This window comes from Egibacter rhizosphaerae, assembly GCF_004322855.1.
Lineage (GTDB): Bacteria > Actinomycetota > Nitriliruptoria > Euzebyales > Egibacteraceae > Egibacter > Egibacter rhizosphaerae.
Map to the genome: position 1 here is coordinate 1,084,831 of NZ_CP036402.1, position 24,660 is coordinate 1,109,490.

Consider the following 24,660-nt stretch of genomic DNA (forward strand, 5'->3'; position numbering starts at 1 on the left):
CGGCTAGGCCTCGTCCTCACCCAACGTGACGTCCTGCGCGACCTCGGCGAACAGGGCCTCGACGAACGCGTCCGGGTCGAACGGTGCCAGATCGTCCACCCCCTCGCCGAGCCCGACGAGCTTGACCGGCAGCCCGAGCTCGCGCTGGATCGCGATCACGATGCCTCCCCGTGCGGTCCCGTCGAGCTTGGTCAGCACGACCCCGGAGACCTCGACGGCCGCCATGAACGCGCGGGCCTGCTGGAGCCCGTTCTGGCCGACGGTCGCGTCGAGGACCAACAGCACCTCGTCGCACTGCCCGGCCTCGCGGTCGAGCACCCGCTTGACCTTGCCGAGCTCGGCCATGAGCTCCTTCTTGTTCTGCAGACGGCCGGCGGTGTCGACGAGCAGCAGGTCGGCACCGGCCGCTCGAGCCGAGGCGTGCCCGTCGAAGGCGACGCTCGCGGGATCGGCACCCTCGGCCGCCCGAACGACCCGGGCACCGACGGCCTCGCCCCAGCGCTCGAGCTGGTCGGCCGCCGCCGCTCGGAACGTATCCGCCGCCGCCAGGACGACCTGCTCGTCCTCGCGGACGTGGCGGGCGGCGAGCTTGCCGATCGAGGTCGTCTTGCCGGTGCCGTTGACCCCGGTCACGAGCCACACGCTCGGCCCGTCCTCCCGACGGGACAGTGTGCGGTCGGCGACGCCCAGCTCGAGACGCAGGACCTCCTTGAGCAGGCCGAGCGCCTCGTCACCGGTGCGTATCCCCTCGGCCCTGGCCCGTTCGCGCAGCCCCTCGACGAGTTCGGTCGTCGCCTCGACACCGACGTCGGCGGCGATCAGGGCCTCCTCCAGCTCGTCCCACGCCTCGTCCGTGATCCCTCGGCTGAAGATCGACGCGACCGTGTTCCCGAGGCTCGAGCGTGCGCGCCCGAGCCGCTGGCGGAACCGCTCGGTGGGGCTGAGCGGGGCCGCGGGCTCGACGACTGAGTCGGCGGCCTCGGACGGTGGAGCGGGAGCCTCGGGGGCTTCCGCCGGCGGTGCCGAGCTCTCCTCGGTGGGGGCCGGCGCCTCGGTCGTCGACTCCGCGGTGGCTGCGGGAGCGCCGGATTGCCGGTCGGCGGGCTCCGCCCCCTCGTCGGGGGGCGCGCCACGGCCGCGGACGAGGAAGGCCCCACCGCCGACGACGAGCACGCCGATGACCACGGCCAGGATCGTGAGCAGGTCGGTGTCCATCGCGCCTTCGAACGGGTCGGAGCGGCCGTCCGGGGCCGGCCGCTGCGGGATCGGCTCCGTGCGGTGCCAGCCTAACCGGGCGACGCGTCGGCGACGGCGGGGTGATACCCGCCCCCTGGGGAAGCCGGCCGGCTCGTCGGCTACTCAGCCGGCGGCGACCTGCTCGTCCATTCGCTGGCTGATCACCTGCGAGACGCCATTGCCGTCCATCGTCACCCCGTAGAGGAGATCAGCGGCCTCCATGGTGCGCTTCTGGTGGGTCACGATGATCAGCTGGCTGGTCTCGCGGAAATCCCCGACCACCTCCAGGAAGCGCTGGAGGTTGACGTCGTCGAGGGCCGCCTCGACCTCGTCGAGCACGTAGAACGGTGAGGGCCGGGCGCGGAAGATCGCGAAGAGGATGGCGATCGCGGTCAGGCTGCGCTCCCCGCCGGACAACAGGGACAGCCGCTTCACCCGCTTGCCCGGAGGTCGCGCGACCACGTCGACGCCGCTCTCGAGCAGGTCGTCGGGGTCGGTCAGTTCCAGGTTCCCCTCGCCCCCGGGGAACAGGCGCGGGAAGAGCTCCTGGAAGGCCGCGTCGACGTCGGCGAACGCCTCCGCGAACACCGAGCGGATGCGCTCGTCGACCGCGGAGATGACCTTCTCGAGATCGCGCCGGGAACCGCGCACGTCCTCGATCTGCTCCGTGATGAACGCGTAGCGGTCCGACAGCTGCTGGTACTCCTGCAGCGCCAACGGATTCACGGCACCCAGCAGCGCGAGCCGCTGCTCGAGCTCCTTCTCCTCATCGGCCAACTCGGCATCCCGCGCCTCGCCGCCCTCGAGAACCGGCGGGCGGCCCGGCTCGTCAGCAACCGGCTCGCCATCGTCCCCGGGGGTGCGCTCGGGGTCGTCGTCCCCGGAGGTGTGCTCGGGGTCGTCGTCCCCGGAGCGCTCCCCCGATCCGGCAGAGCCCGCGGCCTCCCCGGAGGCCTCCCCGTCAGCATCCTCATCGGTTGCACGCACCGGGCCGGCTCCGCTCACGTCCCCGGCCGACTGCGAACCGGCCGGTTCGAGACGGGTCGCACCGTCGCGCGCAGCGGCGAGCGCAGCGTCCGGGTCGAGATCGAGCTCCTCGGCCATGCGAGTCCGCACCGCCGTGAGCTCGTGCTCGAGCTGTTGGCGCGCGAGCTGCTCGGCGTGCTGGGTGTCCCGCAACTCTGAGAGGCGCCCCTCGGCATCGCGGACCCGCGCACGCACCACCCCGAGCTCGCGTTGCCGGGCCGCGCGACGTTCCTCGACCTCGTCGCGGGCCGTGGCGGCCTCTTGCAACGACGCCTCCGTCCGGGTGTAGGAGGCTTCGGCGACCGCGAGAAGCTCGGCGCACCGTTGGATCGCCGCGAGCCGCTCATCGCGTCGCCGCTCCCGTTCGACGAGCTGGGCCTCGACCTCGTCGGCCTCCCGTTCGAGCGCCTCGACCTGCCGGGCGACCTCGTCGTGGCGCTGCTCGGCGGTGCTGGCCCGCAGGCGAGCCTGCACCTCGGCGTCCCGGGCCTTGGCGAGCTCGTCGTCGAGCCGCTCGGCCTCGAGGTCCGGGGTGTCCTCGTCCTCCTCGTCGTCGGGGCCCTCGGGCTCGTCGCCGCCACGGGCCTCCAGCGTCGCCAGTCGCTCGCGTTGCTGCGCGATCTCGGCCCCGAGGTCGTCCGCCTGCTGACGTCGTGTGACCAGCTCCTCCTCGCACGCGGCCAGCTCCTTGCGCAGACGGCCGAGGCGCTCGGCGGCGCTCGTGATGCCGGCATCCGACTCCTGCATGGCGGCCGTCGCGGCGTCGAGCTCGTGGCGGGCCGTCTGCAGCTCCCGCTCGGCATCACCGACACGGCGGCGCGCTCGGAGGAGCTCGTCGTCCACCGCGTCGCGCTCCGCCTCGGCCTGCTCGGCGGCCGCCCGGGAGAGGACGGCACTCGACGGTCCGGCCGAACCCCCCGCGTACCCACGGGGCCCCGCCAGCTCACCCGCTGGCGTCACGAACGCGTGACGGGGGTGCGCCGCCGCGAGCCGTGCCGCGGTGTCGTGATCGGCGACCAGCCAACAGGCCCCCAGCGCCCGGTCGAGCGCGGCCCGTACGTGCGGCTCGGCCTCGACCGCCTCGACGAGCCGTCTGGCGCCGGCTCGCGCCATCGCGTCCGCCTCTCCGGCGGACGCCTCGTCCCCCTCGGCGTCGGCGGCATCGGCCGTGTCGTCGGCGGCATCGGCCGTGTCGTCGGCGTCGTCGGGCGTGTCGGAGTCGGCCGGGTCGGCGGCGAGCAGCAGAACCCGTCCGCACTCGTTTGCCCGCACGTACGCCACGGCCTCCCGGGCCGCGGTGTGGGACTCGACGACGAGGGCGTCACCGAGCGGGCCGAGTGCCGCGGCGAGCGCGGTGGCGCACCCGTCGGCGACGCGGATCTCCTCGGCCAGAGGCCCTCGGATCCCCGCCAGCTCTCCCGCATCCACAGCCTCCAGGAGCGCCGCGGCCCCGCCGGTCGCCTCCTGGCCGGCCGCCCGCAGCGCGTCGGCACGAGCGTCGAGGCTGGCCCGCCGGCGCTCGAGGTCGCGCTCGGCCTTCGCGGCCTCGCTCGCGGCCTGCTCCTTGCGCTGGGCGGTCTGCTCGGCCTCCTCGAGCCGCGCGGCCACGTCTCCGGACTCCGCGTCCAGCCGTTGGATCTCGGCCTGCACCGCCTCGACATCGCGGGTCAGCTGCTCGCGGCGCGCCTCCAGCCCCGACACCTGGCTCTGGAGGCGCCCTTCCTCGCTGGTGGCCTGCGCCAGTGACGACCGCAGGGCGCTCAGCTCACCCTCCCAGCGGATGCGCCGCTCGCGGGCCTCCGCGCGACGGCGGGCCTCCGCCACGGCGGCCTGCTCGTGGGCCCGGCGCGCGCGCTCGGCCTCGGCACGCTGCGACTCCGTGCGCTCGAGGGCGTCGCGGCACCCGGTCATCTCGTTCGCGAGCTCCCCGAGCCGCTCCCGGGCCTCCGCCGCCTCCGCCCGCAACTGCGCGGGGTCCCGCCCGGCGACCGGCTCCTCCACGGCCTCGGTGAGGCCGGTGCGGCGCTCCTCGATACGCTCCCGCAGCCCGCGGAGCCGCTCGACGAGCGTCGACAGCCGGAAGTGCGTGCGCTGAACCTCCTCGGCTTCGGGAGCGAGCGCTTCGAGGGCCTGCTCGATCTCGCGTTCTCGGGCCCGCTCGGCGTCCACCTCGGCGCTGACCTCGGCCACGCGCTCGGTGGAGGCCTCACCCGTCGACCGCTCATCGGCGAGTCGCCGGTCGAGGTGGTCGAGCTCGCGCGCGGCCCGTACGCGGCGCACCTCTGCGAGCTCGGCCGAGAGGCGCGCGTGGGTCCGTGCTGCCTCCGCCTGTCGTTCCAGTGGCTTGAGTTGGCGTCGGAGTTCCTTGACGACGTCCTGCAGCCGTTCGAGATGACCGTCCAGCTGCGCGAGCTTGCGGAGGCTGCGCTCCTTGCGGCGGCGGTGCTTGAGGATGCCCGCAGCCTCCTCGATGAAGGACCGTCGCTCCTCGGGCTTGCAGTTGAGGACCGCCTCGAGCTGCCCCTGGTTCACGATCGAGTGGGCATCCCGACCGAGGCCGGTGTCGCTCAGGAGTTCTGCGACGTCGAGCGCGCGGCAGGACTCGCCGTTGACGGCGTACTCGTTCTCGCCGCTCGCGAACATGGAGCGACTGACGGTGACCTCGCTGAAGTCGATCGGCAGGGTGCCGCTCGCGTTGTCGATCGTGATCTCGACAGCCGCCCGCCCCAGGCCCCGCCGCTGGGGGCTCCCGGCGAAGATCACGTCACTCATCTGGCCACCGCGCAACGCCTTCGCGCTGTGACTGCCCAGCACCCAGGTGAGCGCATCGACGACGTTTGACTTGCCCGATCCGTTGGGGCCGACGACGACCGTGATCCCGGGCTCGAAGTCGAGCCGCGTCTTGTCCGCGAACGACTTGAAGCCTCGCAGAGTGAGCGACGTGAGGTGCACGCCCGGTCGTCCCCTTCCCGTCGCGGCACGGCGGCGGAGTCTAACCCGCCGCGGGCACGTCACAACCGCCGGGTTCCACGCGACCGCCGGGCGCCACCAGAGCAGGGCGTGACCGCGCAGGGCGCGATGCGTGACGGGGACGCGGGACGCGCGCGACCACACCCGAACCGACGACGGTCGTCGGCCCTCGCGCGGATCATCGTCGCCGTGGCCCGACGGCGACTCGCGGAACGCCCTGCGGTCAGTGGGTGAGCGCGACCTCGCGGTCGTCGCGGCTCACGTCGTCGGCGTCTCGCGCGAATTCGACGGCCTCACGCAGCGCGTCACGCTCCTGACGAACGGCCTCGAGGGATTCCTCGAGCTCGCGTACTCGCGTGCGCAGGGCCGTGATCTCGGCCAGCAGGTGGTGCGGACGGTGGTCCCAGGAACCGACGAGTGCCTTCATGCGGGGGTCCTCCTACGATCTCGCGCGGGTCGCGCGCGGTAGCCTCGTCTTGACTGCGGTGTTCAGGCCTTCACCAGCCGGACGGCCGGCGGGTGACCGCGGATCCGTCCACGGGGCCCGATGGGTCGCACGACGCTCGGCGACCGGTCGGTTCCGTCCTCGTCGCCTCGGACGTGCTCCTGGACACGCGGTGCGTGCCCCAGCGTTGCGGAACGCGACTCGACCGGGCAGCGTCGTGCGGCACGGTCGATGGGCGGCTCGCCGACCGTGCGGGATCACCGCACGCACGAAAGCCGCGCGTTCACGAGCGCACTATACCGGGAGGCCGAATGTTGCCGCAAGATCACGGTCGACCCACCCAGCGAACCCGCCGAGTGCTGCGCGGGATGCGCCGCGGCATCGGGCTCGGGGTGGGTGGCGCACTGGTCGGCGGCTACATCGTCGCCTCGCGACCTCGACCGCCTACCGCCTCCCGGGGAGTGGCCGAACCCCCACCGGGGCTGCCGCCCGGCCGCACCCTCGCGCTGCCCGGGCGCGGGGAGATGTTCCTGCGAGAGACGCCGGCGCCCTCCCGGGATGCGCCGACGCTCGCGCTCCTGCACGGATGGATGTTCCCGTCCGACCTGCACTGGGCCGCCGTCGCCCCGGGGCTCGCGCGCCGGGCTCGGCTCGTGATCCCCGACCACCGGGGTCATGGCCGCGGATCGCGACCGGCCGCACCCTTCCGCCTCACCGACGTCGCCGACGACGTGGCCGCGCTCCTGCGCCGTCTCGATACCGGCCCCGCCATCCTCGTGGGCTACTCCATGGGTGGGGCGATCGCGATGCACACCTGGCAGCGCCACCCCGACGTCGTGCGCGGCCTCGTGCTCTGTGCGACGAGCTCCAACTACGCCGACTCGCCCGCCTACCGCCTCGTGTGGCGGTCCATGGGCGGGCTGCAACTCCTGCTGCGCCTCCTGCCCCGACACCAGCTCGAATCGCTGCTGCTCGCCCGCGCGGAGGGTCGGCTGCCGATCCCCATCACCCGCATGATCCACCAAGAGACGCCCCGCGAGGTGGTCCAGCGCCTCCCCTGGCTCGTCGGTGAGTTCGACCGGGGCAGCGCCGACGATGTGGCCGAGGCCGGTCGGGAACTCGGCCGGTTCGACGGCCGCGGCTGGATCCCCACCATCGACGTGCCCACCGGCGTCGTGGTGACGAGCCAGGACCGCCTGGTGCCACCGAACTGGCAGTACGGCCTGGCCGCGCTCCTCCCGGGAGCGCCCGTCCGTACGATCCACGCCGATCACGATGCCGTCATCGCCGCCCCCGGCATTCTCGAGGAGGCGATCAGCGGTCTCGTGACCGACCTGGGGCTGGGATAGTCCCACCGGCGGCGCCCGCGCGGGACGCACCGAGGTCAGGTCTGGCAGGACGGGCAGTGGTACATGGGGTGACCGTCCACCTCGTCCCGATGGATCGGCCGGCGGCACCGGGGGCACGGCTGAGCCGCACGCCCGTGGACCTTGATGTGCGCGGCCGGCGGCTCGTCCTCGTCGAGCTCGTCCCCCTCGGGCTCCTGGCCCCCGGAGCCCCCCTGCTTGACCGCTTCGTAGAGGACCTCGAACAGCGCTCGGTGCAGCCGACGCACCTCCTGGCTCGACAGGTGGTTCGAGGTCCGGGCACCATCGAGCCCTGCTGCCCACAGCACCTCGTCGCTGTAGCGGTCACCCAGACCGATGACGAACGTCTCGTCCCGCAGCAGCAGCGCGAGCTCTCGGCGGCGTGCGGCGAGATAGCTCCCGAAGGCGTGCCACGTGAACGTGTTGGCCAGCGGATCCACCCCGGTGGGAGTGAGCTCACCGATCCCGTCGAGGCTGGCGGTCTCGACGACGAACAACTCGGCCGCATCGTCGGGATCGGCGACGTGCAGGGCTCCCCCCGTCGTGAACCAGATACGGGCCCGGACGTGGCCGGCCGGGTCCGCGTTCGCGGTCTCCCGGGTGATCCAGCCGGTCGGACCGAGGCCGACGACGAGCGCTTGTCCCTCGTCCAGCTCGCAGACGATCCGCACGCCCCGCCGTACGACCGACGCGATCTTGCGCCCCGTCAGAGCACGGACGAACTCCGGGCGGTTCCGGTGGCGCTGCACGAGCCGGGTCGCACCGACCTCCACGTCCTTGACGCGCTTGCCCACGACCTCCTTCTCGAGCTCCTTGCGCAGGACCTCCGCCTCGGGCAGCTGCGTCACGCCTCCCCCTCCGCTCCACGCTCGCTCAGGGCTCCGAGCGCGACCTGGGCCGCTTGCTGCTCGGCCTCCTTCTTGCTCCGCCCGATGCCCTCACCGAGCAGCTCATCGTCGATGTACACCGCTGCGGTGAACTGCTTCTGATGATCCGGGCCGTCCTCGCTGAGCCGGTACACCGGCAACGTGTGCTGGAGTGCGGCCACACGCTCCTGCAGCGAGGTCTTGAAGTCGAACAAGGTGGAGCTGTGCAGGATCTCGTCGAGGCGGTCGTCGAGCAGGCGCCGGACGAGCGCGGTCGCCGCGTCGATGCCGGCATCGAGGTAGGCCGCCCCGATTATCGCCTCGAGCGTGTCCGCGAGGATGGAGTCCTTGTCCCTGCCACCGGACTGCTCCTCGCCCCGACCCAGCCGAACCTGCGCACCGACACCGAGGTCGCGCGCGACCGCCGCCAGGGTCAGAGTGTTCACCGCGGCCGCCCGCGCCTTGGCCAAGCGGCCCTCGGGCGAGTCCGGGCTCTGGTGGAAGATGCGATCGGTGACCACGAGCCCGAGAACCGCGTCGCCGAGGAACTCGAGACGTTCGTTGGTCGGCTCGCCGCCGGCCTCGAAGGCCCAGCTACGGTGCGCGAGCGCCAGGTCGAGCAGGGACGGGTCGGCGAACCGGTAGCCGAGGGCCCGCTGTAGGGTCTCCGGATCGGCCACCGCGACGGCTCCTTGCCGGACGCCTACTCGGCGACGTCGATGACCTGGCGCCCACCGTACGCTCCGCAGGAGTGGCAGACGGTGTGCGGCCGCACGGGAGCGCGGCACTGCTGGCAGCGAGCAGCGGCCGGACGCGTACGGCTGAGCCACTGGGCGCGACGCCGGCGGGTCCTCGAGCGGGACAGCTTGCGCTTGGGGACTGCCACGGGTGCTCCTCTCTGCCGTCGCCGAGCATCGCCCGGCCCCGGGCGCGGGCCGCCCCCGAGGGGCCCGCGAGGGCCTCGGATCGGTCGCGCTCGGCCGGAACCGGTTCGTGGCTCGGTCGGGTACGGCGAATGTCGCGGACGGGTCGGAATGGTCGGAACGTTCTCGGGGGAACCGGGCACGGGGCTCCCCACCAGGGCCGCAGGCTAGCCGGTGCCCTCGGGACCGTGTCCCTCCGGCAACTGCAGGCCTCGCAGCGCCTCCCACCGCGGGTCGAGATCGTCCTCCTCGCAGTCGCAGTCGGACTCGTTGAGGTCGTGCCCGCAGAACGCGCAGAGCCCGGCGCAATCCGTTGCGCAGAGCGGACGGTAGGGGATCGCGCTCGCGAGCGCATCCCGCACCAGGGTCGTGACGTCGAGATGCCCTTCGGCGAGTTCGTAGCCCTCCTCGAGCTCGTCCTCCTCGTCCAGCGCCGCCGGGTTGGCGAACAGCTCGACGACGTCGACGTGAGCAGGGTGCGTCACCGCACGCAGACAGCGGGCGCACGCGAGCCCCACCTCCGCGGAGAGTTGACCGCGAACGAGCATCCCGTCGACGACGCTCTCGACCACCCCGTCGAGCCGCACGGGCTCACGAACGGCGGCGAGCGGCAACTCGAACTCGTCGGGTACGGGCAGGGAGAGGTCGACCTCGCGCGACGCACCAGGTCGATCCACCAGGTCGGCGACCTGGATCAGGTTGTCGGTGGTTGAGGAAGTCATGAGCACGACAGCGCTCCGGTTCGCCGATCAGATCGCCTGCCGTGCGTTCGGCGCACAGGCAGGGTGGTTACTCGCGCCCGATCGACAAGCCTAGCACGGGCCTACGTCGAGCCCGTTTCGTGGTCGTACAGGCGTCGGCCCTCCCGCGGCGGCTCGTCCATCGGGGCCTCCTCGTCCGTCCCCGCCACACGCTCGACGTTCTCGGCGCCCGATCCGGACGGTCGCGCCCCGACGTCCCCCGTGGGATCGGGACGCTCCCGGGCCGAGGAATCGGTCTGCCCGGCAGCGTCGTGCTCGGCGAGGTCGTCGGAGTCGAGGCGGCCCCCCAGGCGCTCACGCCCCTTCTCGACCGCATGCAGGGTCTTGCGCAGGACGATCTCGAAGTTCGCGAGCTTGCCGTCCACGTAGTCCTCTGCCTCGAGGCGCAACACCTTCGCCTGTTCCTGGGCATCGGCGACGATGCGTTCGGCCTCCCGCTCGGCCCGCGCCATCACCTCGTCGTCGCTGACCAGGCGGTCGGCCTCGCGCCGCGCGTCCGCGACGACCTGCTCACCCTCACGGCGGGCCTGCTCGAGCACCTCCTCGCGCTCCTTCAGGATCCAGCGGGCCTGGCGCAGCTCGTCGGGCAACGTGGCGCGCAGCCCCTCGAGCGCCTCCTCGAGCTCCTGACGGCTCACCATCACCGATGCGGACAGCGGAACGGGGCGCGCGTCGGCAACCATGCGCTCGATGCGGTCGATGTAGGCCTCCACGTCCACTGGAGCGGTCCTTCCGTCCGGTCGGGCCTGGTCGTCGGAGCCGGCCTCGCACACACCACCACCGAGTCGGGAGGATGCCGCATCTGCCGGGGGAACGCGCGAGCCGATCCCCACGGGCACCCGGCGGATCGACCGAGCGCGGTCAGTCCTGCAGTCGAGCCCGCAGCCGGTCGGCGACCACGGGTGCGACGAAGTCCTCGACCCCGCCACCGAACCGGGCGACCTCCTTCACCAGCGAGGACGACAGGAACGAGTACAGCGGGCTGGTGGTCAGGAAGAACGTTTCGACGTCGCCGAGCCGACCGTTCATCTGCGCCTGCTGGAGCTCGTACTCGAAGTCGCTGACGGCCCTGAGCCCCTTCACGATCACCGACACGCCGTTCGCGCGGCAGAAGTCGACCAGTAGCCCGTCGAAGGTCGCGATCTCGAGGTTGGAGATGTGCCCGGTCACGGCCTCGAGGAGCTCCACCCGCTCGTCCACGTCGAGGAGCCCGCGCTTGCCGATGTTGCGCATGCACGCGACGATCAGGCGATCGAATTGCTGCGCCGCGCGCTCGATCACGTCGAGATGGCCGTTGGTGACGGGATCGAAGCTGCCCGGGCACACCGCTGTCGTCATCCGTCCCTCCCTTCCGCCGACCCCGCCGACATCACCCGCAGGGTCCGCACGAGGGCATCACCGTAGGAGCGCTCACGTTCGACCGCCAGCCAGGGCGGGGGCGTACCGGGGTCGTGCTGGTCGCGCTCGAGGACCACGAGCGCACCCACGGCGAGGGCGCCCGAGGCCCGCAGCTCCTCGAGCCGCGCCCACACCTCGTCGCTCGCCAGGGCGAACGGGGGATCGCAGAGCACGAGATCGAAGGGGCCGGCGCGCGGATGGCGGCAGAACACCGCCACGTCCTCGTGCCGCACGGTGACCCCGTCCAGCGCCACGGCCTCGACGTTGCGCCCGATCGCGGCGAGCGCGCGACGATCCCGCTCGACGAGCACCACGCTGGCCGCACCGCGGGAGCGTGCCTCAAGCCCCAGCGCACCCGAACCGGCCCAGAGGTCACAGACGTCTGCGCCCTCGACCCGGTCGCCGAGGCTGGAGAAGACCGCCTCGCGCACGCGCTCGGTCGTCGGGCGCGTGCCGTCCGCGGCCACGAGCCGGCGACCGCCGGCGGCGCCGGCCACGATGCGCAGGCCCATCAGGACCCCTGCCCGAGCGCGCGTGGCGGCGACCCCCCCGCCACCCTCGACCCGGCGCTCATCCGCTCTCGAGCGCGTCGAGCGCGTCGTCGCCGTAGCGCCGGCGCACCTCCGCGGCCAGGCGCGGGTGCCGCTCGAGTGTCGGATCGTCGGCGGCGAGCAGGCGCGCGTCGTCGCGCGCGTGGCGGACGACGTCGCGGTCCGTGTCGAGCCTGGCGATCGTGAGGTCGGGCAGCCCGGACTGGCGGGTGTCGAACAAACTGCCCTCCCCCCGTAGCTCGAGGTCCGTCTCCGCGAGCTCGAACCCGTCACGCGTGCTGGCCAGCGCCCGCAGCCGCGGGTTGTCGTCCGCCTCCTCGCTCATCAGCACGCACCAGCTCTGTGCACCACCACGGCCCACGCGCCCACGGAGCTGGTGCAACTGGCTCAGGCCGAACCGGTGCGCGTCCTCGATGATCATGATCGTGGCGGCGGGCACGTCCAGGCCCACCTCGATCACGCTGGTGGCGACGAGCACCTGCACGTCGCCCGCGCGGAAGGCGTCCATGACGGCGTCCTTCTCGGCGGTCGGTAGTTGGCCGTGCAGGAGACCGACGTCGAGGTCCGCGAACGGCCCCTCGACGAGCCGCCGATACTCGTCGGTGGCGCTCTTGACCCCGTCGAGCGCCTCGGACGGCTCAACGAGCGGGCAGACCACGTAACAGCGCTCCCCCGCCGAGACGCGCTCGCGCACGAAGGCCTCGAGCTTCTTCCGCCGGGACGAGGCCGTGTGGATGACCTCGGTGCGGATCGGCTGCCGTCCCGGCGGCAACTCGTCCAGGATCGCGAGGTCGAGATCGCCGTAGAAGGTCAGCGCGAGCGACCGAGGGATCGGCGTGGCGGTCATGACGAGCACATCGGGGGCGTGCTCGTCGACGCGCTTGTCGCGCAGGCGCATGCGGTGCTCGACCCCGAACCGGTGCTGCTCGTCGACGACGACCACACCGAGGTCCGCGAACCACACCCCCGGCTCGAGCAGCGCGTGCGTGCCGACGACGAGATCGAGTTCGCCCGAGTGGAGCTCGGCGAGGACCTCGCGACGCCGGCGCGACGACTGGCTGCCGGTGAGCAGCCCCACCCGCGGCCCGACGAGCAGGTTGACCCCCAGCGGCGCCAGCAGGTCGTCGAGCGTGCGCAGGTGCTGCTCGGCCAGCACCTCGGTCGGCGCCATCAGGGCGGCCTGACGGCCGTGATCGAGAGCGGTGAGCATCGCCCACGCCGCGACGAGCGTCTTGCCGCTCCCGACGTCGCCCTGCAGCAGCCGATGCATCGGCTTGACGCTGCCGAGGTCACCCGCCAGCTCGGCGAACGCCAACCACTGCGCATTGGTGGGCGGGAACGGCAGTGCCTCGAGGAGCGCGTCCGCCCACCCGCCGCGCTGCGGCTGCTGCTCGAGGCCGCGCGTCTCGGCCTCCAGACGCGCGCGCCGCTGTTGCAACCCCAGCTGCAGGCAGAGCAGTTCGTCGTAGACCAGACGGTGGCGCGCCCGTTCGGCCTCGGCGGCATCGCGGGGACGGTGAATGCCACGCACCGCGCCGTCCAGCGTCGGCAGACCGTACCGGGCCCGCAGCTCCTCCGGCAGGTGTTCCGGCAGGGGCGGCAGCACGTCGAGCACGGCGTTGACGGCCGCCGCGATCCGGTGGGTCGGCAAGGCCTCGGTCGCCGGGTAGGTCGGGTGGGCAGCCCGAGTGTCCGGGGGCTGCTCGTCGCCGTCGAGCTCGGCGAGGCTCGGGTTCTTGAGCTGCGGGCGTCCACGGAACTCGTCGAGGGTCCCGCTGACCGCGACCCGCGTGCCCGGCGGATGGCGGCGGGGCCGCCATCGTTGGTTGAAGAACGTCACGTCGACGACCGAGCCGCCGTCCTCGACGAGGGTGGCCTTGGAGAGCTTGAGGTTCGACCGACGTGTGTCGAACGTCTGCCAACTCTCGATCGTGCCGACGATCGTGACGGATTGGCCGACACCGGTCTGCTGCGAGGAGGCCACGGGGCCGACCTCCCGGTACCGGCCTCGATAGGGGTAGTGCTCGAGGAGGTCGCGCACCGCCCGCACGCCGAGGTGGCGCCGCAGGGCCGCGGCCGTGCGGGCGCCGATGCCGGGGACCTCCTCGAGGTCGGCGGCCAGCCACGGCCACGCCGGGTCCGCGGACGCGGGGTCGGCGCCGCCGGAGGCCGATTGCGAGGGACGAGCATCCACGCCGGCAGTGTAAGCACCTCCGCGCGGCGGACCGCGGAAGGCCCGCGCGGTGGTGAGGATCCTGGCCGCACGGTATGCTCCGGGGTTGCCGCCGCGCCGGTGGCCGTGTCGACCTGCCGCACTCGCGCGACCAGCGAGGACCGCGAGGGAGCGCCCACGCCGCCCGGGCGGCACCCGCGGGTGTCACCGCCTCCGCACCACCCGCGCCCAGCACCCGACCTCCGCGCCGAACCGACCGAAGGGTCCGACCGTGGCCGCCGTCTGCGAGATCTGCGACAAGAAGCCGAACTTCAGCTACCAGGTGAGCTTTTCGCACCGGCGCAGCAAGCGGCGCTGGAACCCCAACGTGCAGCGCATCCGCATCTGGGACGACGGCACCGTCCGGCGCGCGCGGGTCTGCACCTCCTGCATGAAGGCCGGCAAGGTCCAGCGGCCGCCGCAGTAGCGCCCCGCGTCCGCGCTGGGCTCGGGTCCGGGCCGACGGGAGCCGCCGGTGATCATCGTCGACGACGCGATCTGGCGGTGGCGCGGCCGACGGTGGGCACATCTCGCGAGCGACCACAGTCACGAGGAACTGCACGCCTTCGCCGCACGGCTCGGCCTCGAGCGTCGGTGGTTCCAGGGCGATCACTACGACGTCCCGACCGCCGTTCGCGAGCACGCCATCGCGCTGGGCGCCGAGCCGGTCACCAGCCGCGACCTCGTGAGGCGCCTGCGACGCGCCGGCCTGCGGCGTCCCCGTCCGGGCGATCGCCGCCCGTGACCCGTCAGGACCCTCGGCTCACCTCGAGGGCGGCGATCTCGCGTTGAAGGTTCGCGATCGCCATCGCACCGCGCTCCCGGCGCATCGTGCCCGTGTGATAGAGCAGCGGTCGCTCGAGGAACCGGGTCAACACGTCCCGTCGACCCTCCGCCCAGCGGGCGTCGTCCACGTGCGCGTACTCGGCCCGGACGTCGGCCGCGTACCGGTCGTAGCGCTCCGGGTCGGCACCGAGGATCGCGAGGTCGGCATCCACCAGCAGCGCCGCGTCCGGCGAACTCGGTAGGTGCGACTTGGTCGCCATCACCAGGTCGGCCACTCGGTCCACGCGCTCGGAGGCCAACCCCGCCCCGCTCAACAGTTCGACCGCCAGCGCCGCGCTGCGCTCCTCGTTGTCATCGGCCGTGGCATCGTGCACGGCGTCGTGGAACCAGACCGCGAGCTCGACTGCGAGGGGATCCTCGGCCGGTTCGCCCGCCTCGATCAGCCGGTCGATGCCCTCGAGCACCTCCGCGACGTGCTCGAGGGTGTGGTAGCGACGGTGCGGCTCGCCGTAGCGGGCCACGACCGCGCGAAGGATGTCGTCGGCACCGTCGGGAGTCGCACCGAGACGATCCGCGACCTGCGCCCAACGGGCCTGTAGCGCCAGCGGATCCACGCCCTGCTCCTTGCCTACCGGCGGGCCCACGCGTGATCGACGGGTCCGATGCCCTTCCCGAGCCGCAGCCCGTGACGGATGGCACCCGTGACGAACGCCTTCGCGCCGTGCACCGCGTCCTCGAGCGACTCCCCCCGGGCCCGTCGCGCGGCGATCGCAGCGGCGAGCGTGCAGCCGGTCCCGTGCGTGTCCTGAGTGTCGAGCCGCTCGGCCTCGAGGTGGATCGAGGTGCGGCCGTCGGTGAGGAGGTCGATCGCCCGCGGGTTGTCGGGCAGGTGCCCGCCCTTGACGAGCGCCCACCGCGGTCCGAGGGCGAGCACCGCCTCCGCCGCCCGCGACAGGTCGCCGACGCCGCGAACCTCGACCCCGGTCAGGACGGCGACCTCGCCGACGTTGGGGGTGACGACCTCGGCGAGCGGCAGGATCCGCTGGCGCAAGCCCTCGATGGCGTCGTCGTCCAGCAGCGGATCCCCGTGCTTCGACGCGCAGACGGGATCCACGACGAGCGGTGCGATCTCGTGCGCCGCGATGCCGTCCGCGACGGCGTCGACCACCGCCGCGCTCCCGAGCATCCCGGTCTTGGCCGCCTCGACCCCCAGGTCGGAGGCGACCGCGTCGATCTGCGCACGCACGAAAGCCGGCGGCACGGCGTGCACCTCGTGCACCCCCGTCGTGTCCTGTGCAGTGAGCGCCGTGATCGCGCTCATCCCGAACACCACGTGCTCGTGGAACGTCTTGAGGTCCGCCTGGATCCCGGCCCCTCCGCCGGAGTCGGAGCCGGCGATCGTGAGCGCTCGCGGGATCATGTCGGCCCTCCCTGGTCACGGGGATCGTCGTCCCGGTAGTGGTCGTACCCGAGCCGGCGGAGATCACGCCGCTGGCCGTCGAGGTGCAGCGTGACCCTCGGCTCGCCCTCGCTCTCCAGGATCTCCCCCACGACCGCCGCCGGCACTCCCTCTGCGGCGCCCGCGCGTCGCGCGACCTCCGCGGCGTCGTCGGGGGCGACGGCCGCGACGAGCGCGAAGTCCTCCCCGCCCGCGCACACGAGGGACCACGGATCCTTCCCGAGGGCGTCCGCAGCCTCCCACACCTCGGGGGGCACCGGCAGGGACGCCCCCCAGACGTCGATGGCGACACCGGAGGCGTGCGCCACGTGGCCGAGGTCGGCCCCGAGCCCGTCCGAGATGTCGATCATGGCGTGCGTGCCCGCGTCGGCGAGCGCCCTGCCGGCCGTCACGAGACCCCGAGGGCGACGGTGGGCGGCTAGCAGTGGCTCCGGGGTGCGGTGTCCAGCGATCCCGAGCTCGAGCCCCGCCGCCGCCGCGCCGAGCGAGCCGACACAGACCAGTCGGTCGCCGGGCCGGGCCCCACGGCGGCGCACCGCTCGCGCCGGGTCGATCCTCCCGAGCAGCGTCAGGGCGACGACGAGCTGATCGGTGCGCACGACGTCACCCCCCGCCAGGTCGAGCCCCCAGTGAGCCGCGGCCGCGGCCATCCCGTCGTAGAGGGCCTCGACCGACGAGGCGCCCAGGTCCGCGGGGCGGCCGAGCGCGACGACCGCCGCGGTGGGGTCGGCGCCCATGGCCGCGAGGTCGCTCACGTTCACCGCGACGGCCTTCCACCCCACGTCGTCGGGCGTGGAGAGCTCCCAGACGAAGTGCCGTCCCTCGACGATGGCATCCACCGTCACGCAGGCGGCGGCGCCCCCGAGATCGATGACCGCCGCGTCGTCGCCGTAGCCGACGGGCAGCTCGGGCCCGTCCGGCGCGAGCCGCGGGGCGAGCCGTTCCAGCAGCTCGAACTCCCCGACCGGCGACGCGGCGGGATCGCCCGGCGCTCCCGGATCCTCGGCAGCGGGCCGCGAGGCTCCCGACGCACCGGTCACGTGACCGCCGCCTTCCCGACGGGGTGACGCCGGGAGCTAGGATGCCCTCGCCCGCGAAGCGAGCGAGGGAGGGCCGCAGTGGCCGTGTTGAACACGATCGAGCTGGAGGGCGTCTCCGAGGTGGGTTGGCGCGAGGCCGCGCACGAGGCGCTCAAGGAAGCGTCCAAGACGCTGCGCAACATCCAGCGTCTCGACATCCTCGGCACCACTGCGGTCGTACGGGACGACGCGATCGTCGAGTACCGGACGCAGGTCCGACTCACGTTCGAGGTGGAATCCACCCGCTAACCACGCGCCGAGTCGGCGGGAGCCTGCTCCAGGACCGCCAGTGCCGCCTCGTCGTCGACCTGGGGGAACTCCTGATAGGCCTGACCGACGGCCAGGAACTCCGCCGGGGAGGTCAGGACGACCACGCGGTCGGCTGCCTGCTCGAGTCGAGGGACGGCCGTGGCGGACGCGACCGGCACCGCCAGAACCACCGTGTCAGCCCCTGCTCGTCGAGCCAGCCCGCACGCCTGCGTCGCCGTGCCTCCCGAGGCCACACCGTCGTCCACGACAACAGCCACGGCACCGGTGGGATCGAGGGGTTCCAGCACCTCGCGGTAGAGCGCGAGGCGCCGGGCGACCAGGTCGCGCCGCTCGTCGATCTCGGCTCGGAGGTTCTCCTCCACCAGCCCGAGGCGGGCGACGGCAGCGTCGTCGATCTCGACGTGGCCGTCAGCGCCGACCGAGCCGATCGACACCTCGGGGTCGTGCGGCGCCCGCAGCGACCGTGACACCGCCACATCGAGCGGCGCCTCCAACGCCCTCGCGACCTCGACGGCGACCGGAAGCCCGCCACGCGGCACGGCGAGCACCACGACGCGATCGGCCCCCCTCACGGCCGGCTCACCCCGCAACGCATCGGCCAGAAGACGCCCGGCCTCCCGCCTATCGGTGAAGATCATGGTCCGCTCCTGTCATGGCTTCATCCCTCAGCTCGCGGTGTCCCAGGCGTGGGGGCGGGGCGTACGATGCGCCGGACCCGACAGACGAACCGGCGCGCGATGCTGCACCCCCGTCGCCCGGCCTCCGACCCGGGCGATGTGCGATCGAAAGGTCCGAACATGGTGAGCGCCTACATCCTGATCCACGCAGAGGTGGGCCGTGCCGCCGAGGTCGCCGAGGCGGCCCGCCGGATCGAGGGCGTCGAGTCCGCGGAGGACGTGACCGGTCCCTACGACGTGATCGTCCGCGCCCAGGCCAGCGACGTCGACCAACTCGGCCGCCTGGTCGTGGCCCAGATCCAGGCGATCGAGGGCATCGACCGCACGCTGACCTGCCCGGTCGTCCACCTGTAGCCTCCAGGGCGCCGGTGTTGCCGTCGTGATCAGACCCCGCGTGGGGCGGCGCGGTCCGGTCACGGCGCGTAGCGCGCATCTCGGGAGCCGGCCTCGAGCGCGAGCTCGAGCAATCGGTCGACCAGCGCGGGCGCTTCCAGACCCTGCGTGGACCACGCGTACGGGAACATCGACGCCGGCGTGAAGCCAGGGATGGTGTTGATCTCGTTCACGAGCACCGGCTCCGTCGCCCCCTCGATGTAGAAGAAGTCGACGCGGGCCATACCGCGGCAACCGATCGCGAGGTACGCCTCGCGGGCGAATTCCCGGCAGGCACGCTGGATCGGCTCGGGCACCGCGGCGGGGCACTGCAGCTCGAGCCCCTCGTCGAGGTACTTGCCCTCGAAGTCGTAGAAGTCGTGCGCGGTCCGGACCTCGCCCGGCGGCGTCACCTCGACACGGTTGTTGCCGAGCAGGGCGCACTCGAGCTCCCGGGCCCCGTCGACTCCCTGCTCCACGATCGCGACCCGGTCGTAGCCGAAGGCCTCCTCGATCCCGGCCACGAGCTCCCCCGTGTCCCGGCACTTCGCGATGCCGATCGACGAGCCCTGTCGCGAGGGCTTGGTGAACAGCGGGTAGGCCAGCGCCCCCTCGATCTCGCGTAGGACGCCGTCGCGGTCCTCCTCCCACCGGGCTCGGTGAACCGGCCGGTAGGGCGCCTGCGGCAGTCCACGGGCGGTGAAGACGTTCTTCATCTGTCGCTTGTCGATTCCGACGGCGCTCGACGCGACGTCCGCACCCACGTAGGGCACCCCTTGGGTCGCGAGGAGACCCTGCACGGTGCCGTCCTCGCCGTGGGGACCGTGCAGCACCGGGAAGCAGACGTCGACCGGGCCGAGGCTGCTCGCCCCACTGCCCGGCGCATCGTGCTCCGGGAAACGCACGAGCTGGGTGCCCTTGCGGGTGCGCACCAGAGCCACCGTGTCACCGTCGTCACCGACCTCCGGCAGCGCCGCAGCCGGGTCGTCGGTGTCCGTCTCGAGCGGGGTGCGCGGCACGTCCTCCACCAGGGTCCAGCGGCCGTCGCGGGTGATGCCGACGGTCGTGACCTCGTAGCGGGCGGGATCGAGTGCCTCCAGCACGTTCGCCGCCGACAGGCACGAAACCCCGTGTTCGGAGGACTGCCCCCCGAAGAGCAACAGCACGCGCAGCCGCTCGGCGGTGCCATCAGCCACGGGAGACCCCTTGGTCGGCGCGCAGCGGTGCAGCAGGGAGTCTAGACCCCGACCCCCTTCCACGTGGACAGTAGGCTGCCCTCACGATGGACCCCCACATACCGCCCGTCGCGGCGATCGTGCCGCTGAAGGCACTGGGCGACGCGAAGACACGGCTACGCGGGGCCCTCGGGCCTGCTGCGCGGCGCGAGCTCGCCGTCCGCCTCGCCGCGCGCGTGCTCGAGGCCTGCCGGGAGGCCGGGCCGGTGGAACGGGTGTTGGTCGTCGCCGGCGACGAGGCCGTGGGCGAGGTCGCGCGGCGCCACGGAGCCGACGTGGTGGTGGAGCCACGGCCGGGCCTCACGGCCGCGCTGGAGACCGCGGACGCGACCGTTGCCGCCCATGCCGCCAGCATCGTGGTCGCCGGGGACCTGCCATGGGTGACGTCGGCCGATGTCGAAGCGGTGTGCGTCGCCGGCGTCATCGGCCGACGCGTCGTCGTGGCCCCCACCGAGGACGGCGGCACCGGCGCGCTGCTGCGCGAGCCCCCGGGTGTGATCGGAACCGCGTACGGGTCGGGCTCCGCGGCGGCGCACCGGCGCTTGGCGGCCCAGGCAGGCGTACCCCTCACGGTGATCGAACGGCCCGGCCTCGCCCTCGACGTGGATACGCCCGACGACCTGCGCCGAGCCGACGGGACGGACGCGGCGCTCTGACGCGCTCGTCCGCGGGGGCAGAGCGGGCTTCCGTGCGGACGGGCACCTCCGCGCGCCGGGCGGTGTCAGGAAGCGTGCGCTGAGCGGTTGCACAAGGATGTGTATGTCGATCCGACGCGAAATGTCGCGCTCGATTGCCGTGATCGGCGACCAACGCCTTGCACTCGATCGACCTCGTCATTTCAGTGCGAGATCTTGCGTCGAACCGTTCGCGACGAACCAGCGCAACACCTGCAGCCCGCCTCACCGTGCGGACGCCGCACGACAGCAGCGCGGCCCGCGGCACGGCCGGCGAACCGCACGCGAATGCCGAACCGACCAGGCTGCGCGGACCATCGCCTCGACGGAGGAGGCCTCAGCGCGCGGCGGCAGCGGCGAGGTAGAGCCAGGCGCGCAGGCAGCGGAAGGCCGCCAGCACGTCGCTCGCGTCATAGCGCACGGTTCGCGCGTCGACCCGCTCGACGCCGGGCACGAGCGCGCAGAGCTCGGCCCCGCCCTGGCTGCTCAGCTCCACCTCCACCGCCGTGGGACCGCCGGGGTCCGGCGGCGCCAGGTGGTCGACTCCGGCGACCACCTCGGCGGAGGCCTCCCGCAAGCGCCCCCGTGCAACGTCGGGATGCAGGCTGGTGACCACCTGGCTGGCATGGCTGCGCTTCACGCACACGGTGCGCACCCCGGGCAGGCGCGCGGCGACACGATCACACACCGTGTCATCGCCGCTGACGAGTCCGACCGGGACGCCCAGGTACCCCGCAACGCGCGCGTTGATCTCGGCCTCGGTGACGGTGACCCCGTCGAGACGGACCGCGGCGAAGCTGGCCCCCGAGTAGGTGTGCGCGAGCGCCCCCATCTGGTCGGTGCCGCCGTGGTATCCGACGAACAGCGTCACGTTCGCGCCTTCGTCGAGACCTTCGAGCATGGCGAGATCGACCTTGGGGGAGCCGAGCACCAGCTCGGCGCGCGGGTCGAGCCGCTCCGGGAGGAGGTTCGACATGTCGCCGTGCGCGTCGGTCACGACGACCTCGTCGGCACCCCCCTCGAACGCCCCGGAGACGACCGCGCTCGCCTCGTCGGTCATGAGCTCCCGCGCCGGTTCGTAGTCGGCCTCGCCCCGCCGCACCTGACGGGTCGTGGCCACGCCGGCCACGCCTTCCATGTCGATGGAGACGTGCACGCGCATGATGAGCGACTCCTCCCGGTCCGAGGGCGTGAACGGTCCACGCCGCAGCGTAACGTTGGCCGGCAGCGAGCCTCAGCCGAGCCGCTCGGGCCGCGTGTCACGCGTACGCATCGCAACACCCCCGGCGACCGTGCCAGCATCGGACCAATCCTCTCGCGCCGGCCGCCGGGCGCAAGCCGTGGGCGCTCGAGTTGACCTACCGTGGGCCGATGGACTCCGCGGATTCCCAGCCATCGCCCGTCACGGTCCGCATCGCGGTCGCGCTGACCGGCCTCATGGCGGTGGGCACTGCGCTCATGTCGCTCGCCCACTCGGGGGTGGTGATCCCTGTGCTCTCCGAGATCGGCCCGGCGACCGGCGCGGTCGTCGCGGAGGCGGCGGCCGGCTTCGGTGCCGCAGCCGTACTGCTGGCGGTGGCACTGGTCGGCCTGGTACGCCGCCTGGCCTGGGGGTGGGCGCTCGCGACCGCCCTGCACGCCCTGGTTGTGCTCGCCGCCGCGTTCCCCTTCCGCGGCCTCGGCAGCGTCATCGGCATCGTGCTGTCGGCCGCCGCGCTGCTCACGCTGATGAGCCGCAGCGCCCGCATGGCCCTCCTGCCGAGGTGACCGTGACCCTCCTGCCGAGGTGACCGGTGGCCGCCCCAGCCCCGGCTCAGGCCCGCTCGTCTCCGGCCTCCGGCCGCCCCGACTCGTCGGCGCCGGCTTCGGGATCCGACTGCTCAGGATCATGCCCGGCGAAGTCGGGTTCGGGAACCACCGGACGTCGCCACTTCATGGCCGGGGTCGGCGACTCCGGGCTGGCACGCCAGAACGGGGGTGAGGTGATCGGCAAAGGTGGAAGGCGGTTCTCGGCGGCCGACCGCAACACCCGCTTGGGCGCCGGCTCAGCGGCCTCGCGCGGCTCAGCGGCCTCGGGCGGCTCGTCCCCCGGTTCCCTGCGAGGCGCGCCGTAGGCGTGCAGTGGCAGGTCGATGCGGATGATTGCGCCCTCGACCTGGACCTCCTCCGCACCCAACGATGTCAGCAGCGCCCGGATCCCGGTGTTCTCCGCCAGGACGTAGTTGCAGAACGCGACCATGCCGGCTTCGACCGCCGCGCAGGCGAGCGTCTCGAGCAGCAACGTCCCGAGTCCGCGACCCTGGAAACGATCGAGGACCGTCACCGCCGCTTCGGCCGTCTCAGGCTCGTTCGCGAGCCGCACGTACCGGGCCACCCCCATCCCCGGGGTGCCCTGCTCGCTCGGGCCGAGCGGGAGCACGACCCACGCGCAATGGTCGTGGCCGTCGACCTCGGTGAGGTAGCGGAGCTGGGCGTCCGTGAGGTCGGACACCGCCGTGTGGAACCGCAGGTAACGGGAACGGGAAGAGAGTTGGGTGAGCCCTTCCCGCAACCGCTCCCGGTCATCGGGGCGGATCGGCCGAACGTGAACGGGCTCGTCGCTGCGCAGGACCGTGTCGAAGGGCTCCCGAGCGCGGGCCCGCGCCATCATCTCCGGCGACAGGACGCGTGCCTCGGGGGCCGACGACCGACCGAGGGGGTCTCGCGGGGCCGAGGCCATGGATCGAGGGTGGCGTCAGAGGGACCGGGCCGTCAATGTCGGAGCCACACTCTCGTACCGGATTCGGACCCTGCGGGCACTATGCTCGGTGGCGTGGTGAAGCGTGGCGCGGGACAGCGTGACGCGGCGACACGGGGAAGAGTGGCACCGGGAAGAGTGGCACGGGAAACGGAACGGGCCCGGCGAGTTGGGCGGAGGACACGATGGGGACCGTTGTGGTCGGGTTGGACGGATCGGTCGGCTCGCGGGAGGCCCTGCCATGGGCGGTCGACGAAGCCCGTGATCGTGACGCGAAGCTGTCGGCGGTGTACGTGTATCCGCCGCCGGATGGACAGGTCGAGCCGAACACCGCGCTCGCGGTACCCGCGGCGCTGACGGCCACGGCCGCGGCGGGGTTCGAGCGCTCCGACAGGGACCGGCTCATGGCGGAGGCTCGCCAGCGCGCCGACGATCTCATCCGCCAGATGCTCGGTGACGTCGGGGCTCGGGACGTCCGGGTCGAGCGCACCCCGATCCCCGATCCGCGTCCAGCGCGCGTCCTCATCGATCACACTCGCCGAGCCGACCTGTTGGTGCTCGGCACCCGAGGCCTCGGCGGCTTCAAGGGTCTGTTGCTGGGCTCGGTCGCCCAGCACTGCGTCCGGTGGGCCGAGTGTCCCGTGCTCGTGGTACGGCCCTCGCGGGACATCGGCGAGTAGCGGTCCACCGCCCCGGGCCTCAGTCCCAGGCCTCAGTCCCAGGCCTCAGTCCCAGGCCTCAGTCCCGGGCCTCAGTCCCGGGCCTCAGTCCCGGGCATCAGCCAGCGCTCAGGAGTACCGTCCCGATGGTCAGGACTCCGGGCGCCCCGCAGCGTGGGAGCACGGCGCGCAACCGAATCCATTCCCCAGGAACTGCACGATCCGGGTCTGGTGGTCGTCGAGCGGCAGGCCACGCTTGGCGCGGTCGAAGGCTTCGTCGATGGCCCGCTCGGCGACGGTCCGTCGGTCCTGGTTCGCGTTCTCGGGGCTCATGGGAGCCCTCCCCTCGTCGGGCAGCGGAGAGGCCGGTTGGCGGCCCACGCTTCACCCTACACGGCATCGATTTTCATAATCGACATGGTTGGCGATGCACCGTTATTGCCGGAGGAGTCGGCCCCGAAACCCTGGGGCAACGGCCACATGGCCAGAAGAGGCCACATCGCCAGACATGCGCGTGCCCCCGCCGATGGACTCGGCGGGGGCGCCCGCGATGGTACTCCCGACGGGATTTGAACCCGCGTTACCGCCTTGAGAGGGCGGCGTCCTAGGCCGCTAGACGACGGGAGCACGAACATCAGTTGTCGCCGGATCGTGTCCGGCACCGGCACGGTAGCGTCCTGCCGCGTTTCCGCAACCAGAGCGTCCGCGTCCGGCTCGCTCGGGGGGGAGGACTCGAACCCCCAATAACTGGACCAGAACCAGTCGTGTTGCCGTTTACACCACCCCCGAAGGGCACACGTGAGCATAGCGTCGCGGCTGTCCCCCCTCAAAACGCTCGGCTCCGTTCCCCGGATCCGAGCGGCTCACGGGGAGCACTGGGAGGCCGGCGCGGCGAGCCCGGGCTGACCGGGTGCGCGGCCGGCCGAGATCCGCGACGAGGCCGCCCGGTACCCCACC

27 protein-coding genes and 2 tRNA genes are annotated in these 24,660 nt (G+C 72.7%); 8 read left to right on the forward strand and 21 right to left on the reverse strand.

The genetic code is table 11. The features are described 5' to 3' along the window. Window positions 1-3: 3 nt before the first annotated feature. The 3 genes from ftsY to ER308_RS05095 all read right to left on the reverse strand — a co-directional run bounded on the left by ftsY (window position 4) and on the right by ER308_RS05095 (window position 5,659). Complete coding sequence (gene ftsY, locus ER308_RS05085; protein WP_131153975.1) at window positions 4-1,215, reverse strand: signal recognition particle-docking protein FtsY; 1,212 nt, start codon at window positions 1,213-1,215, stop codon at window positions 4-6. Between the two features lie 144 nt (window positions 1,216-1,359). Beyond that, window positions 1,360-5,214: an AAA family ATPase gene (locus tag ER308_RS05090; protein WP_165491834.1), complete on the reverse strand. Its 3,855-nt coding sequence runs from the start codon at window positions 5,212-5,214 to the stop codon at window positions 1,360-1,362. 241 nt (window positions 5,215-5,455) lie between these two features. Further along, on the reverse strand, window positions 5,456-5,659 hold the full coding sequence (locus ER308_RS05095) for a hypothetical protein (protein WP_131153977.1): 204 nt from the start codon (window positions 5,657-5,659) through the stop codon (window positions 5,456-5,458). Between the two features lie 329 nt (window positions 5,660-5,988). Here ER308_RS05095 and ER308_RS05100 point away from each other — a divergent pair, with 329 nt between their 5' ends. Further along, window positions 5,989-7,026 carry an alpha/beta fold hydrolase gene (locus tag ER308_RS05100; RefSeq protein ID WP_131153978.1) on the forward strand — a complete coding sequence of 346 codons (1,038 nt, stop codon included), beginning with the start codon at window positions 5,989-5,991 and terminating at the stop codon, window positions 7,024-7,026. Window positions 7,027-7,061: 35 nt separating this feature from the next. Here ER308_RS05100 and ER308_RS05105 read toward each other — a convergent pair whose 3' ends face one another. The 8 genes from ER308_RS05105 to recG form a co-directional block, all read right to left on the reverse strand. Beyond that, the gene (locus ER308_RS05105) at window positions 7,062-7,892 is read right to left on the reverse strand and encodes a DNA-formamidopyrimidine glycosylase family protein (RefSeq protein ID WP_131153979.1); all 831 of its coding nucleotides are present in this window, start codon (window positions 7,890-7,892) and stop codon (window positions 7,062-7,064) included. Beyond that, window positions 7,889-8,590, reverse strand: a complete 702-nt coding sequence (gene rnc, locus ER308_RS05110; protein WP_131153980.1) for a ribonuclease III — start codon at window positions 8,588-8,590, stop codon at window positions 7,889-7,891. Before rnc ends, ER308_RS05105 begins: the two co-directional genes overlap by 4 nt. Before the next feature lie 23 nt (window positions 8,591-8,613). Continuing rightward, window positions 8,614-8,988: a 50S ribosomal protein L32 gene (gene rpmF, locus ER308_RS22920; protein WP_338029783.1), complete on the reverse strand. Its 375-nt coding sequence runs from the start codon at window positions 8,986-8,988 to the stop codon at window positions 8,614-8,616. 12 nt (window positions 8,989-9,000) lie between these two features. Next, the gene (locus ER308_RS05120) at window positions 9,001-9,555 is read right to left on the reverse strand and encodes a YceD family protein (protein WP_131153982.1); all 555 of its coding nucleotides are present in this window, start codon (window positions 9,553-9,555) and stop codon (window positions 9,001-9,003) included. A gap of 101 nt (window positions 9,556-9,656) precedes the next feature. After that, window positions 9,657-10,313 (reverse strand): ATP synthase F0 subunit B, encoded by a 657-nt coding sequence (locus tag ER308_RS05125; RefSeq protein ID WP_131153983.1) that lies wholly within the window; start codon window positions 10,311-10,313, stop codon window positions 9,657-9,659. 142 nt (window positions 10,314-10,455) lie between these two features. Continuing rightward, a complete protein-coding gene (gene coaD, locus ER308_RS05130; RefSeq protein ID WP_131153984.1) occupies window positions 10,456-10,932 on the reverse strand; it encodes a pantetheine-phosphate adenylyltransferase in 477 nt (158 codons plus the stop codon). Further along, a complete protein-coding gene (gene rsmD, locus ER308_RS05135; protein ID WP_131153985.1) occupies window positions 10,929-11,504 on the reverse strand; it encodes a 16S rRNA (guanine(966)-N(2))-methyltransferase RsmD in 576 nt (191 codons plus the stop codon). Before rsmD ends, coaD begins: the two co-directional genes overlap by 4 nt. Before the next feature lie 58 nt (window positions 11,505-11,562). After that, a complete protein-coding gene (recG, locus tag ER308_RS05140; RefSeq protein ID WP_165491835.1) occupies window positions 11,563-13,737 on the reverse strand; it encodes an ATP-dependent DNA helicase RecG in 2,175 nt (724 codons plus the stop codon). A 250-nt stretch (window positions 13,738-13,987) separates the two neighbouring features. Here recG and rpmB point away from each other — a divergent pair, with 250 nt between their 5' ends. Further along, window positions 13,988-14,182 (forward strand): 50S ribosomal protein L28, encoded by a 195-nt coding sequence (rpmB, locus tag ER308_RS05145; RefSeq protein ID WP_131153987.1) that lies wholly within the window; start codon window positions 13,988-13,990, stop codon window positions 14,180-14,182. A gap of 48 nt (window positions 14,183-14,230) precedes the next feature. Then, complete coding sequence (locus tag ER308_RS05150) at window positions 14,231-14,500, forward strand: DUF4031 domain-containing protein (RefSeq protein ID WP_131153988.1); 270 nt, start codon at window positions 14,231-14,233, stop codon at window positions 14,498-14,500. Window positions 14,501-14,504: 4 nt separating this feature from the next. Here ER308_RS05150 and ER308_RS05155 read toward each other — a convergent pair whose 3' ends face one another. The 3 genes from ER308_RS05155 to thiL are packed head-to-tail and all read right to left on the reverse strand — an operon-like array spanning window position 14,505 to window position 17,040. Next, entirely contained in the window at window positions 14,505-15,155 is a 651-nt protein-coding gene (locus ER308_RS05155) for an HD domain-containing protein (RefSeq protein ID WP_205745913.1), read from the reverse strand. A gap of 14 nt (window positions 15,156-15,169) precedes the next feature. Further along, window positions 15,170-15,961 carry a bifunctional hydroxymethylpyrimidine kinase/phosphomethylpyrimidine kinase gene (gene thiD, locus ER308_RS05160; protein ID WP_131153989.1) on the reverse strand — a complete coding sequence of 264 codons (792 nt, stop codon included), beginning with the start codon at window positions 15,959-15,961 and terminating at the stop codon, window positions 15,170-15,172. After that, complete coding sequence (gene thiL / locus ER308_RS05165; protein ID WP_131153990.1) at window positions 15,958-17,040, reverse strand: thiamine-phosphate kinase; 1,083 nt, start codon at window positions 17,038-17,040, stop codon at window positions 15,958-15,960. Before thiL ends, thiD begins: the two co-directional genes overlap by 4 nt. A gap of 78 nt (window positions 17,041-17,118) precedes the next feature. Here thiL and ER308_RS05170 point away from each other — a divergent pair, with 78 nt between their 5' ends. Beyond that, window positions 17,119-17,328 carry a dodecin family protein gene (locus ER308_RS05170; protein WP_131153991.1) on the forward strand — a complete coding sequence of 70 codons (210 nt, stop codon included), beginning with the start codon at window positions 17,119-17,121 and terminating at the stop codon, window positions 17,326-17,328. Here ER308_RS05170 and ER308_RS05175 read toward each other — a convergent pair. Further along, window positions 17,325-17,987 carry a phosphoribosyltransferase gene (locus ER308_RS05175; protein ID WP_131153992.1) on the reverse strand — a complete coding sequence of 221 codons (663 nt, stop codon included), beginning with the start codon at window positions 17,985-17,987 and terminating at the stop codon, window positions 17,325-17,327. The two genes, ER308_RS05170 and ER308_RS05175, sit on opposite strands and share 4 nt — an antisense overlap. A gap of 159 nt (window positions 17,988-18,146) precedes the next feature. Between ER308_RS05175 and ER308_RS05180 the strand changes: the two genes are divergently transcribed. Beyond that, window positions 18,147-18,380, forward strand: a complete 234-nt coding sequence (locus ER308_RS05180) for an Lrp/AsnC ligand binding domain-containing protein (protein ID WP_131153993.1) — start codon at window positions 18,147-18,149, stop codon at window positions 18,378-18,380. A 59-nt stretch (window positions 18,381-18,439) separates the two neighbouring features. On the opposite strand, the gene ER308_RS05185 is transcribed toward ER308_RS05180, so the two are convergent. Continuing rightward, complete coding sequence (locus ER308_RS05185; RefSeq protein WP_131153994.1) at window positions 18,440-19,594, reverse strand: D-alanine--D-alanine ligase family protein; 1,155 nt, start codon at window positions 19,592-19,594, stop codon at window positions 18,440-18,442. Between the two features lie 86 nt (window positions 19,595-19,680). Between ER308_RS05185 and cofC the strand changes: the two genes are divergently transcribed. Continuing rightward, a complete protein-coding gene (gene cofC / locus ER308_RS05190; RefSeq protein WP_131153995.1) occupies window positions 19,681-20,289 on the forward strand; it encodes a 2-phospho-L-lactate guanylyltransferase in 609 nt (202 codons plus the stop codon). A gap of 355 nt (window positions 20,290-20,644) precedes the next feature. Here the strand turns inward: cofC and ER308_RS05195 are convergent, their stop codons facing one another. Continuing rightward, window positions 20,645-21,469: a M55 family metallopeptidase gene (locus ER308_RS05195; RefSeq protein WP_131153996.1), complete on the reverse strand. Its 825-nt coding sequence runs from the start codon at window positions 21,467-21,469 to the stop codon at window positions 20,645-20,647. A 209-nt stretch (window positions 21,470-21,678) separates the two neighbouring features. Between ER308_RS05195 and ER308_RS05200 the strand changes: the two genes are divergently transcribed. Then, window positions 21,679-22,074, forward strand: coding sequence for a hypothetical protein (locus ER308_RS05200; RefSeq protein ID WP_131153997.1), 396 nt, complete (start codon window positions 21,679-21,681; stop codon window positions 22,072-22,074). 46 nt (window positions 22,075-22,120) lie between these two features. Here ER308_RS05200 and ER308_RS05205 read toward each other — a convergent pair whose 3' ends face one another. Further along, a complete protein-coding gene (locus ER308_RS05205) occupies window positions 22,121-23,026 on the reverse strand; it encodes a GNAT family N-acetyltransferase (RefSeq protein ID WP_131153998.1) in 906 nt (301 codons plus the stop codon). Window positions 23,027-23,229: 203 nt separating this feature from the next. Between ER308_RS05205 and ER308_RS05210 the strand changes: the two genes are divergently transcribed. Continuing rightward, window positions 23,230-23,724, forward strand: coding sequence for a universal stress protein (locus ER308_RS05210; protein WP_131153999.1), 495 nt, complete (start codon window positions 23,230-23,232; stop codon window positions 23,722-23,724). Between the two features lie 129 nt (window positions 23,725-23,853). On the opposite strand, the gene ER308_RS05215 is transcribed toward ER308_RS05210, so the two are convergent. The 3 genes from ER308_RS05215 to ER308_RS05225 all read right to left on the reverse strand — a co-directional run bounded on the left by ER308_RS05215 (window position 23,854) and on the right by ER308_RS05225 (window position 24,492). Further along, window positions 23,854-24,036, reverse strand: a complete 183-nt coding sequence (locus ER308_RS05215; protein WP_131154000.1) for a hypothetical protein — start codon at window positions 24,034-24,036, stop codon at window positions 23,854-23,856. Window positions 24,037-24,254: 218 nt separating this feature from the next. Beyond that, a tRNA-Glu gene (locus ER308_RS05220) sits at window positions 24,255-24,330 on the reverse strand. A 90-nt stretch (window positions 24,331-24,420) separates the two neighbouring features. Continuing rightward, window positions 24,421-24,492: transfer RNA gene (locus ER308_RS05225), tRNA-Gln, on the reverse strand. Window positions 24,493-24,660 lie beyond the last annotated feature (168 nt).